Here is a 9,991-nt window from a genome sequence, read left to right as displayed (position 1 = left end):
CGGCACTATGGAGTCCAAGTTATTTTGCTGCAAGCTGCGGTGGCGCTCCTATAGAAGTCATCAAACAGTACGTTCAGCAGCAGAGAACACCGCATTAGTCGGCTATCGCCGACGAGCTTACATCCCTGCACTCAAAGTACGGGGTTTTACGCTCAACCGATAATCATCAGGCTTTTGTCTTTGATGCCGGTGGCGGCATGGTTCGCAATGCTCTGGTCGCAGCCCAGAAAAAAGACATTCAGGCCCTTTATCCCACGCGTATTCAGCACCTTTTTCTAACTCATCTACACAGTGACCATGTTCTGGATGTTTCAGAGTTGGCAGCCACTTATTGGTGGCATAGGGAAAAGAGACTGAATATCTACGGTCCTGAGGGAACCCAATCGTTGCTGAACGGTTATTACGACATGCTGTCGGAAGATATTCATCTGCGTATTAATAGCATACAGCCTGTTAAAGAGCCTTCCATGTACCAGGCGAATGTCACTGAATACAAGGAGGACAGCTGGACAGTAAAAGTAGACTCTGTACTGATAGAAGCCTTTGCAGTGCAACATGGCGATATAGAGCCAGCCTTCGGCTACAAGGTTATAACCCTGATAAAACCATTGTGATAAGCGGTGATACCCGATACGACGAAAAAATAGCAGAGCGTGCCAAGGGCGCCGACATTCTGATTCATGAAGTGATCAGTGAAGAAGGTCTTTCCAAACTCAGCCCGGATTGGCAAAAATACCACTGTGACAGCCATACCCGCAGCAGTGACCTGGCCAGGCTGGCCTCAAAAGCCAAACCAAGACTTCTGATACTGACCCATGTGTTGCATTACTCAGCACCTGTCACCAGTGCCTTGAAAGAAGTTCAGGCGGGGTATGAGGGCAAGGTAGTATTGGCTAATGATCTGGATGTTTACTAAAGCCTAAGCCCCATAAAGCTACCACCAAGAAAGGCTGCAACCGCCAGAAAAGGAAGGAAGGCAGCCAGCAAGGTTACCCACATTTTCAGTCTTGAGCGTTCCAGACGTTTGTTCCATCGTTCTTCCGAGAACACCTTGTCATCGTCCAGCTCTGTGGACAGGCCACAACTTGAGCAGGTCACCTGCCACATCTCAGTGTCACCGACCATCATATTTACCAACTCGGCTTCACCCAGACAGCAGGGACACTTTTCCAGTTTCATAACGCCTCCTTGCGTTTATGCACAACTCAATGACAGCTTTTTCCACACCTTTTAACAGGTTATCCACAGATAGAACCATTATTCAAGGATAATGGTCTTTCCTTCATCAACGATCACACGATCTTCAAGGTGATAGCGAAGGCCGCGGGCCAGGACTGTTTTTTCAACATCCTTTCCAAGCCTTACCATTTCATCGGGTAAATGGTTGTGACCTACTCTGATCACATCCTGTTCAATGATCGGGCCGGCATCCAGCTCTTCTGTCACATAGTGGCAAGTTGCTCCCACCAGTTTTACCCCTCGGGTATAGGCCTGGTGATAAGGTCTGGCTCCCGCGAAAGAGGGCAGAAAGCTGTGATGAATATTAATCAGACGGTTTCTGAAGGTTTCGCACAGAGTAGGGGGTATGATCTGCATATAACGAGCCAGAACTACCGTATCAACACTATACTCTTCCAGCAGGTCGGTCATTTGCTGATAAGCCGCAGCTTTGTCATTTTTATCCACAGGAACATGGTAATAAGGAATGTCATGCCATTCGACATAACTTCTCAAATCATCATGGTTGGAGATGACACAGGGGATATCCATATTCAGATCACCACTTCTCCAGCGGTACAGAAGATCTGAAAGGCAATGGGCCTGTTTGCTGGCCAAAAGAGCAACCTTGTGGGGGGAGCCTGAGTCCGTAATGGTCCAATCCAGCGACAGTTCATCAGCCAGCGCCTGAAAATGCTCCCTGAAACTGTCCAGCTCAAAGGGCAGACTGTCCGCTTTTATCTCATTACGCATGTAGAAGCGGCCAGAAATAGGGTCTGAATGATGGTTGGCTTCTAGAATCCACCCCCCATGACTGGCGATAAAATGACTGACAGAAGCCACTATACCCGTGGCATCGGGACATGAAATCAAAAGGCGATAGGTTCTTATCATAGTTTTCTTTTCGCTTTGGCACTCTGTGCCTTACTTCCTGAATTCTTGCATTATAAACACTGACAAGCAGAGGCACACAGCTCTTCAGACTATCTTGCAGCCATTGTTGTAGGCTATAAATCAGAGCAAGTCATTTTATCCTGGGATCTAATTGTCATGAGACTGAATCAAAATCCTGACGTATTACTGATGGGCCACCCTCTGTTGTTTCAGGAACAACCTCAAATCGTCGTCGGTGAGATAGCTTCAGACGACTTTCAGCACAATCTTGAGGTCCTCAAGCAAAAGCAGGTGAGTACACAGGGTGTGGGGCTTGCTGCTCCTCAAATTGGCTGGTCTGCTCGAGTTCTCAGCGTCGGTATTTCTGAAGTCAATCGGTCCCGATACCCACAGGCTCCGGATATTCCTTTTGAATTCTGGATCAACCCGCAAATTACCGGCTTCAGTAAAACAACCTGCTGGGCCTGGGAAGCCTGTCTTTCAGTACCCGGCATGAGAGCCTGGATTGAACGCCCTCAAAACATTGTTGTCGCTGGATATAACCATCATGGAGAGCGGCAGGAAAGAAACCTGTCAGGCTTTGCAGCCCGAGTGATGCAGCATGAGCTGGATCATCTTAACGGGAAACTGTTCCCTATGAGAGTGGCTGATAAAAGTCTGATTATTCCTAACCAGTCCATTGAGCATCAGGAAGAATGGGCGGAAGGCTGGCCTACAGAGAATGCCTGCAAAACCCCCCGGGGCCAGATTTCTACTTCCCGGTAACGAACGATCTAGAAAATCTCATCACCCCCACCAATAAGATGCGTGGTGTCGTCCTGACCACGCAACTCCTCACGGTAACGGCGGCGATTCAATAATTTGTTCTGAACTGGATTCGGAAGCTCCGTAAACTGAATGATCTGCTTATCAATGAGCAGATCAATCACATCTTCCAGTACCCGTATAAAGTCGGCATCTGCCGCCTGCATGACCTTGCCACCAATGGCTGGGTTCCGGTTCAAGAAAGCATGCACCGCTTCATCTTCAAGATCTACGAATTCCCAGCCGTCAGTCAGCTGCTTATCCGAAACCGCTTGAATGTCGCCTTTCTCATCCCTGAGTGCGTATAGCATCCTGCTGCTCCTATATCCGCCGGTTTATAGGTAAAGACTGTAGCAGATCAGACATCAGACCCCGACTGATATCAAACAGATCATCACCCTGAAGGCCTTCACTGGAGCCATTAACACTCCAGATTACTTCACCGTTACGAATGTCAATTACAGCCAGTCCCATGGAGACCTGGGGTCTGCCACTGTCATCGTAAAACCACTCAAAAATCTCCCCAGCCACTGCAAAACTGATGTCATTCTGCATAGCCCATTGCTTACCATTTTGATAACGGTGAGCCCCTTCAAGAGATTTTGAAGCCGTCGTCACTTCGGACTCAGGATACAAGCGGGCATCTTCAATACCATGTGAGGGGAGCTTAACCATCAGAATTCTTTCTACCTGGGTAGTAATACTGGTGGCTTCACTGTGATTGACAAAAGGCAGGACAGCCCAGTTTGCAGTACCTGGCAGACCTTCCCGGTAGAGCCCTGAAGAAGCAGCTGTGCCGCCCAGGCCACCAGATTCATTGAAACCTGTGTACTGACACCCCGTTAGAGCCAGAAACACGGTTAAAACAAGAGTTGATAGTCCAAGCCCTGTTTTATTGAGCATAATCTTTAAGTTCTCCATGGTTCAGCCTTAACCACTGCAGAGCAATGATAGCCGGAGCATTGGAAATACGACCATCTTCAACCATCTGCCAGGCGTCTTCTGCTGCCATCACATGCACTCTGATATCTTCACCTTCTTCTGCCAGCCCGTAAACCCCTCCAGCCGAAGAGGCATCAACAATGCCGCAATAGAGCATCAAACGCTCATTCGTTGCACCGGGGCTGACATAAAAATTGGATACTGGTAAAAGATGCTTCACTTCACAATCAGCTTCCTCTTTCACTTCCCGAATGGCAACAGAGTCCAGAGATTCACCCGGCTCAGAAATGCCCGCAACAATTTCCAGCAACCAGGGGTCATCATCACTCATCATAGGACCTGCACGAAACTGTTCTACCAGCACGACTTTATGCAGAGAAGGGTCATAAAGCAGTACGCCTACAGAAGGTACTCGCAGAACGACTTCCCGATCCAGTGTCTTACTCCATCCCCCTTGAAAAAGGGCATGTTTGACTTTATATCGGCATAGCTTGAGGAATCCAGACCAGGCTCGCTCTTCACTTTCAATCCGAACGTCGTCGGCTCCCAAACCGGATAATTTCATAGCACACCTTATTGATATAAATGATGCTGAAGAATGTATTCATAGACCGAAGGCAACAAGAGTGCGGCCAAGTCTTCTTTGATGTTATCGTCAAAGTTTCCGGAAACTAACAGCTCTCTTACCTGTGAGCTTCGAATATTCTGTCGTTCACTGGCAGTAAATATCTGCCAGCGCTTCTCGATGTCTTCAGACCGATAGAAACGTTTCCAGGTCTGGGGGGAAGCATTATCAGGCCCCCTGATAAAACCCAACTGATCTCCGGGGAATTGCCGCTCTAATAATTCCAGCAAATCAAAGGTATAGACCGGCTGCTCAGGGTTGTCTGTCCACATCGCATGTTCAATTTCCGATACTTGCACCTGACAGTGTGGGAACTGAACCGATTTCACCAGTTGCTGGCACATGGCCACTCGATGATGAAACGGTAACATCTGTTTGGAAAAAGCATGGGCAGCACTGGGAACCAGTAATATCAGGTCGAACAGCTCCTGAGTCTGGTCCAGTACATCCAGGTGCCCCAGTGTTGGAGGGTTAAAAGCGGAACCCAATATACCTACTCTTTTGGCGGTCATAATGTTGTCGATTCTAATATGCAGCCGGTTTCTTCATTCAGCTGTCGGGGATCAATATCATCCCAGAGTACCAGAAGAGTGAGGAGTGGGGAAAAATGCAGAGTGACGTATCCAGCGGACATAGAGCATGACGTTAGTTTGAGTACGTATAGTTAACCTGTTAATTACTAATACTATTCATCTTAAGAAACCGTATGATCTGTCCCCGTTGACGACTTACCCGTTTGTTGGAAGCAAAGGCTTCCTCTCAAACAGATTTCTGGTTGGTATTTTCATAAGGTCTGGTATCACCCCTCCTCCTTCCCCCCTCGGTGCCAGGCCTTTTTTCTTTCATACCTCTGTAATGCACAACTACAGGATGTAGAAAGTCGAGCGAAGCAGAAGCACTAGCTGGGAAGCCGTTACAGAGGTATTTTTAAACCCTTCTTTTACCAGACACCTTTCGATCGTTGCTGAAAAGTTATTCTAAATGCACGCTTTGTGGCACTTCGACTTCTACGGCCACTGGCAGATGGTCTGAAATAGGCAGGTTCAAGACTCCTACCTGATGTACCTTCAGTGATGGGCTCACCAGAATATGGTCCAGCGAGCGACTGGGACGCCAGCTTGGAAAGGTATTCAGTTCAGAATGGACGGCATGTAAATCACTGCCTTTCAGTGGTGAGTTGTTTAGCAGTTGATCCGCATGAGTATTCATATCTCCCATCAAAACCACATGATTGTAAGCTCTGACCAGATCACTGATATAGGAAAGTTGAATATTTCTGGCCCTCTGACTTAAAGCCAGATGCATCATCACCACCACTAGAGGGTCCTGAGGATCACCAAACTGGGCTACGATAGCGCCTCTCCCCGGAATCAACCCTGGCAGTTTGTGATCTTCAAGAATGGTGGGCTTGAATCGACTCAAGAGTCCATTACTGTGTTGTGCCAGTTTTCCAAGATTACGATTCAGCTGGTGATACCAGTATGGGAACTGGCATTTCAGTGCGAGGTATTCGGTCTGATTAATAAAGCCGCTTCTGAGACTGCCTCCATCGGCTTCCTGAAGAGCTACCAGATCAAAGTCGGGAAGCGCTGCAGCAATCTGATCCAGTGTTCTGGAGCGTCTGGAATTGGGCAACAGGTGCTGCCAGCTGCGAGTCAGATAATGACGATATTGCTGGGTATTGATGCCTACCTGAATATTAAAGCTCAGCAGACGGATGTGCCCGGGCTTTTGAGGTCGTGGTCTGTAGATCAGCTCGCTGCAATGAACCGATTTGGGAGCTCTTTTCCTGTGCAGGCGAGAAGACAAGGCTCCCTTCAAAGTTCTCATTGGCATCAGTGAAACCTGAATTCTGGATGCCGAACGGGGTTGTCCAGCATCCATTGTTAAGACCGGTCAGGCTGATTATCAGCTCTTAGCCTTGGATTCTTGCTTTACCTCAGGCTTAACCTTGGCAGCACGTTCTTCACGAACTTTTTTGATCAGGAAATCGGCAACTGCAGGCATGTTATCCAGCCCAACCTTGGGTTCAATAACATATCGGCCGTCGACTACCAAAGCTGGAACACCGGTCAGCTGATAACCTCTGACTTTTGCTCCACCTTGATTCATCAGGTTCAGAACCCCGAAAGAATTATAGAAGCTGGCAAACTGCTTGGGATCAATACCGTAGCGTTTCTTCAGAAAATCCCCCATGGCATCTACGTCGCCAAGACGGTTATTACGGTTCTGAACTTCAGAAAAAATACTGTCGTGTATCTCATGCAGCTTCTTCTCGCCGGGAATCATAGTCTCCAGGGTGTAGTAAAGCTGAGCATGAGTTTTCCAGATGTTCGGACCAAAAAAGCCAGGCACACGAACGAAGCGGGTATCTTTTTCCAGAGAAGGCTTCCAACGATCAACAATAGGCTCCAGGGTGTAGCAATGTGGGCAGCCATACCAGAAGACTTCAGCGACTTCGATTTGATCTTTCTTCACTGCAGTCTGAACTTGGTTAGACAGAACTCGATAGTCCTGACCTTCCTTGTATTTATCCTGAACAGCAGCCTGTGCCATTAATGGCACAACCAGAGCCAACCATAAAAATTTAAGTTGTTTTGGCATCTAAATACACTCCAAGGCTTTTATAGTGATCTATTTGAGTGACAAGTTAACAGAAGTCTAGGCAGTGAGTCCAAGCAGGGGCAACCCTACCTGTCATACCCTAGTAATGAACAGGAAAGATAAGGTATTTTCAAAGTGATTTCCCGTTGAATATCGGACAATTGACAAATATTTCGCAAATGTAAGATCTTTGAAAACAAATAAATAGCAATTTATATATTTTTTCCGGGCACAAAAAAACGGTTTGCAACATTCATCGCAAACCGCTTTCTTCGCTCATGACTCACTAGCCACAAACTCATTTTGCTTTCACAGCTGTCTGTTAACGCAGACCGCTGATGTAACTAGCCAGAGCGTCGACTTCTTTATTACTCAGCTTTTCAGCGATGGATCTCATCACTTTGGTATCGCCATCATTCTCACGATCCCCTTCACGGAAATCACGCAACTGCTTGGCTGTATACTGAGCGTGCTGGCCACTGATCTGTGGGAAGCCTGCCAGCGAGTTACCCTTACCTGTTGGAGAGTGACAAGCACCACAGGCAGGAATACCTTTCTTCTGATCACCAAAACGGTACAGCTGTTCACCCAGCTCAACCTGTTTAGGATCAGCTACCCCCTGTGGCGCAGGCTGGCTGGCATAGAAAGCAGAAATATCTTCGATATCCTGTTCTGTCAGCGAGCCTACAAAAGGCACCATCTCCGGAACACTGCGGTTACCGGCTTTAATCTCAGTAATCTGTTTAACGAGATAGCGCTCGCCTTGTCCTGCCAGATTGGGGTAATTGGGCACCAGGCTTACACCTGTTGCTCCATGGCAGGCGGTACAGGTTGCCACTTTGGCTTTTCCGGCATTTGCATCCCCCTTCGCAAATACCACCCCTGATACCCCCAACGACACTACCAGACCGAAAATAACTTTTTTCATTAACCTGACCCAGCTACGGCACTTGCCATGAGTGACTGTTATTATCCCAACCTTCCCAGTCAGCTGTTCAGTATCAGTTTGTAAAGCCGGATACCTCTCTGTCTTTACAAACGTCCTCTTTATTCAGCTAGTTTTTTCGACCTGTGCTCGGTCCTTATTCTGAAAAAGGTGGCTTAAAATGGCTGCATATGCCTCAAAACGACAGCTAGTATATACTGTAATGCTCTTTTCCGGTAGGTCGTCGAGCCCAGTAAATTCGCTACTGTCAGACAAACCGGTTTTTTTCTGAAGCAATTAGCTCAAGATGGACGACTGCCAATTGTCGGTGAATGCAACGGAACTATTCCATTCCGCTCACAAGTCAAGCAAAATTGCGCCAACTTTTCATTTCTATAGCGAAGTTTCCAAATAGGGAAACTTCCTGACAGGTCTGACACATGAGTGAACCCAGAAGCGGTTTGAACTATCGCAAGGCCAAATTTCTGACCAGCGCGCCCAAGCTAAAATTATGCCCACCCGATAATGGCAGGGAAGTCGCTTTTGCCGGTCGCTCCAATGCGGGTAAATCCAGTGCTCTTAACACCTTAACCGGTTCAAAGATTGCTCGCACCAGTAAAACGCCAGGACGCACCCAGCTGATCAACTACTTCAATATTGAAGACAGCATTCACCTGGTTGACCTTCCTGGCTATGGTTACGCGAAAGTGCCGGAAGCCATGAAAATAGAGTGGCAAAAGCACCTTGATTATTATTTGACCAACCGAGAGTCATTAGTGGGACTTGTCCTGATGGTTGATATACGCCACCCACTAAAAGAGTTTGACCGGATGATGGTCCAGTGGAGCATAGAGTCCGAGATGCCACTGCACATTTTGTTAACCAAGAGCGACAAGCTCAAGTCCGGTGTGGCCAAACAGGCTCTGAACACTCTGCAAAAGGAACTTTCAGACTATCCGCAAATTTCCATACAGCTGTTTTCTGCCCTGAAAAAAACCGGTGTCGATCAACTGGCAAAGCGCCTGGACACCTGGCTGCTGGTAGATGATGAAGAACAGGAAGAGCAGGAAGAATAACTGAGGTACACATCTCGTCGAATAATCCCAGAAATTGCTCTTGCTGTTTCTGGGATACATTACGTCCCCTCTAAAAACCCCAGAAACTGCTCCTGCATTTCTGGGATACATTACGTCCCTGTAAAAACCCCAGAAATTGCTCCTGCATTTCTGGGATACATTACGTCCCTGTAAATAAAAAAGCTCCAGCCATCGGGGGGAGACGGCTGGAGCACCAAGCTCCGTCACATGGAGGTACGGAGTTTGTTAACACTAAACACACAAGGAGTGTTGTGTTGTGAGAGAAAACGGGGAGGTATTTCCCTCACATAACATCAGACCGCCAATATTTCGGTAAGTTCCAAAGGCTTTATAGATACCCACCTAAGCACTGCGTCCAATTTAGACTATCGACCCAGCTAGAAAAACTTACAGTAAAGACTTCAAGTAGCTATGAAACGATGCAGCTCATCCCCTAAAAATAAAAATAACTACAGACGCTGGTAGAGCTTCACTCTACATAACAAACAACATAAGACTGTCGTCCAATCAATGACTTTATTTGAGGCAAAAAAAACCGGTTACCAAGGGGGATGGTAACCGGTTGATTGCAGACTGTGTCGGGGAACACAGATCCGCTTTATTGCCAACACTAAACACACAAGGAGTCTGTAGAAAGGTTTTTGCCTCCCTACAAATATTGAGACAACCCAATTCAGAGAAAGTTCCCGACAGAAGAAAAAGTTTTAATTTTTTTTGCCAAACAGATCACAGTGAGTCGTCGTTAGAGAGAAAGCTTTAGGACTTACGCATTGACAGCGTGTTCCGAAATTTGATAATTGACCCAAATGATTGTTTATCAGGGATGAAAGTGAGAAGTACTACTCGCCCGACTACCGCACGATGCACCCTTTCACAATACAT

General features: G+C 47.2%; 14 protein-coding genes. 5 read left to right on the top strand and 9 right to left on the bottom strand.

Annotated elements, in window-relative coordinates; all coding sequences use genetic code 11:
* The 3 genes from ACR2PX_RS19755 to ACR2PX_RS19745 all read left to right on the top strand — a co-directional run.
* Window positions 1-98: transposase (locus ACR2PX_RS19755; RefSeq protein WP_434000460.1), on the top strand; the 98-nt coding region annotated here is incomplete at its 5' end.
* A 6-nt stretch (window positions 99-104) separates the two neighbouring features.
* The gene (locus ACR2PX_RS19750; protein ID WP_434001075.1) at window positions 105-614 is read left to right on the top strand and encodes an MBL fold metallo-hydrolase; all 510 of its coding nucleotides are present in this window, start codon (window positions 105-107) and stop codon (window positions 612-614) included.
* On the top strand, window positions 611-916 hold the full coding sequence (locus ACR2PX_RS19745; protein WP_434001074.1) for an MBL fold metallo-hydrolase: 306 nt from the start codon (window positions 611-613) through the stop codon (window positions 914-916). The genes ACR2PX_RS19750 and ACR2PX_RS19745 overlap by 4 nt, the downstream gene beginning before the upstream one ends.
* On the opposite strand, the gene ACR2PX_RS19740 is transcribed toward ACR2PX_RS19745, so the two are convergent.
* The gene (locus ACR2PX_RS19740; RefSeq protein ID WP_434001073.1) at window positions 913-1,179 is read right to left on the bottom strand and encodes a hypothetical protein; all 267 of its coding nucleotides are present in this window, start codon (window positions 1,177-1,179) and stop codon (window positions 913-915) included. The two genes, ACR2PX_RS19745 and ACR2PX_RS19740, sit on opposite strands and share 4 nt — an antisense overlap.
* 78 nt (window positions 1,180-1,257) lie before the next feature.
* Window positions 1,258-2,112, bottom strand: a complete 855-nt coding sequence (gene purU / locus ACR2PX_RS19735; protein ID WP_434001072.1) for a formyltetrahydrofolate deformylase — start codon at window positions 2,110-2,112, stop codon at window positions 1,258-1,260.
* A gap of 156 nt (window positions 2,113-2,268) precedes the next feature.
* Between purU and ACR2PX_RS19730 the strand changes: the two genes are divergently transcribed.
* Entirely contained in the window at window positions 2,269-2,877 is a 609-nt protein-coding gene (locus ACR2PX_RS19730; protein ID WP_434001071.1) for a peptide deformylase, read from the top strand.
* Between the two features lie 8 nt (window positions 2,878-2,885).
* On the opposite strand, the gene ACR2PX_RS19725 is transcribed toward ACR2PX_RS19730, so the two are convergent.
* The 7 genes from ACR2PX_RS19725 to ACR2PX_RS19695 all read right to left on the bottom strand — a co-directional run bounded on the left by ACR2PX_RS19725 (window position 2,886) and on the right by ACR2PX_RS19695 (window position 8,015).
* On the bottom strand, window positions 2,886-3,227 hold the full coding sequence (locus ACR2PX_RS19725) for a tryptophan synthase subunit beta like protein (protein ID WP_434001070.1): 342 nt from the start codon (window positions 3,225-3,227) through the stop codon (window positions 2,886-2,888).
* A gap of 10 nt (window positions 3,228-3,237) precedes the next feature.
* Complete coding sequence (locus ACR2PX_RS19720) at window positions 3,238-3,819, bottom strand: hypothetical protein (protein WP_434001069.1); 582 nt, start codon at window positions 3,817-3,819, stop codon at window positions 3,238-3,240.
* Window positions 3,809-4,423 (bottom strand): NUDIX domain-containing protein, encoded by a 615-nt coding sequence (locus ACR2PX_RS19715; protein ID WP_434001068.1) that lies wholly within the window; start codon window positions 4,421-4,423, stop codon window positions 3,809-3,811. Before ACR2PX_RS19715 ends, ACR2PX_RS19720 begins: the two co-directional genes overlap by 11 nt.
* Before the next feature lie 8 nt (window positions 4,424-4,431).
* A complete protein-coding gene (locus ACR2PX_RS19710) occupies window positions 4,432-4,995 on the bottom strand; it encodes an adenylyltransferase/cytidyltransferase family protein (RefSeq protein WP_434001067.1) in 564 nt (187 codons plus the stop codon).
* A 460-nt stretch (window positions 4,996-5,455) separates the two neighbouring features.
* Window positions 5,456-6,319, bottom strand: coding sequence for an endonuclease/exonuclease/phosphatase family protein (locus tag ACR2PX_RS19705; RefSeq protein ID WP_434001066.1), 864 nt, complete (start codon window positions 6,317-6,319; stop codon window positions 5,456-5,458).
* Between the two features lie 72 nt (window positions 6,320-6,391).
* Window positions 6,392-7,087, bottom strand: a complete 696-nt coding sequence (locus tag ACR2PX_RS19700) for a thiol:disulfide interchange protein DsbA/DsbL (RefSeq protein ID WP_434001065.1) — start codon at window positions 7,085-7,087, stop codon at window positions 6,392-6,394.
* 322 nt (window positions 7,088-7,409) lie between these two features.
* Window positions 7,410-8,015 (bottom strand): c-type cytochrome, encoded by a 606-nt coding sequence (locus tag ACR2PX_RS19695; protein ID WP_434001064.1) that lies wholly within the window; start codon window positions 8,013-8,015, stop codon window positions 7,410-7,412.
* A 437-nt stretch (window positions 8,016-8,452) separates the two neighbouring features.
* On the opposite strand from ACR2PX_RS19695, the gene yihA reads away from it, so the two are divergent.
* Window positions 8,453-9,088: a ribosome biogenesis GTP-binding protein YihA/YsxC gene (gene yihA, locus ACR2PX_RS19690; protein ID WP_434001063.1), complete on the top strand. Its 636-nt coding sequence runs from the start codon at window positions 8,453-8,455 to the stop codon at window positions 9,086-9,088.
* The last annotated feature ends 903 nt before the right edge of the window (window positions 9,089-9,991 follow it).

Origin of the sequence: Endozoicomonas sp. (genome assembly GCF_051008435.1) — a bacterium.
Lineage (GTDB): Bacteria > Pseudomonadota > Gammaproteobacteria > Pseudomonadales > Endozoicomonadaceae > Endozoicomonas_A.
The sequence above is the reverse complement of the archived record's forward strand: the minus strand, read 5'-3'. Positions and strand labels throughout refer to the sequence as shown.

Coding starts and splice junctions, on each gene's coding strand:
- ACR2PX_RS19740 (WP_434001073.1), bottom strand. CDS start 1,179: ATGAAACTGGAAAAGTGTCCCTGCTGTCTGGGTGAAGCCGAGTTGGTA.
- purU (WP_434001072.1), bottom strand. CDS start 2,112: ATGATAAGAACCTATCGCCTTTTGATTTCATGTCCCGATGCCACGGGT.
- ACR2PX_RS19730 (WP_434001071.1), top strand. CDS start 2,269: ATGAGACTGAATCAAAATCCTGACGTATTACTGATGGGCCACCCTCTG.
- ACR2PX_RS19725 (WP_434001070.1), bottom strand. CDS start 3,227: ATGCTATACGCACTCAGGGATGAGAAAGGCGACATTCAAGCGGTTTCG.
- ACR2PX_RS19720 (WP_434001069.1), bottom strand. CDS start 3,819: ATGCTCAATAAAACAGGGCTTGGACTATCAACTCTTGTTTTAACCGTG.
- ACR2PX_RS19715 (WP_434001068.1), bottom strand. CDS start 4,423: ATGAAATTATCCGGTTTGGGAGCCGACGACGTTCGGATTGAAAGTGAA.
- ACR2PX_RS19710 (WP_434001067.1), bottom strand. CDS start 4,995: ATGACCGCCAAAAGAGTAGGTATATTGGGTTCCGCTTTTAACCCTCCA.
- ACR2PX_RS19705 (WP_434001066.1), bottom strand. CDS start 6,319: ATGCCAATGAGAACTTTGAAGGGAGCCTTGTCTTCTCGCCTGCACAGG.
- ACR2PX_RS19700 (WP_434001065.1), bottom strand. CDS start 7,087: ATGCCAAAACAACTTAAATTTTTATGGTTGGCTCTGGTTGTGCCATTA.
- ACR2PX_RS19695 (WP_434001064.1), bottom strand. CDS start 8,015: ATGAAAAAAGTTATTTTCGGTCTGGTAGTGTCGTTGGGGGTATCAGGG.
- yihA (WP_434001063.1), top strand. CDS start 8,453: ATGAGTGAACCCAGAAGCGGTTTGAACTATCGCAAGGCCAAATTTCTG.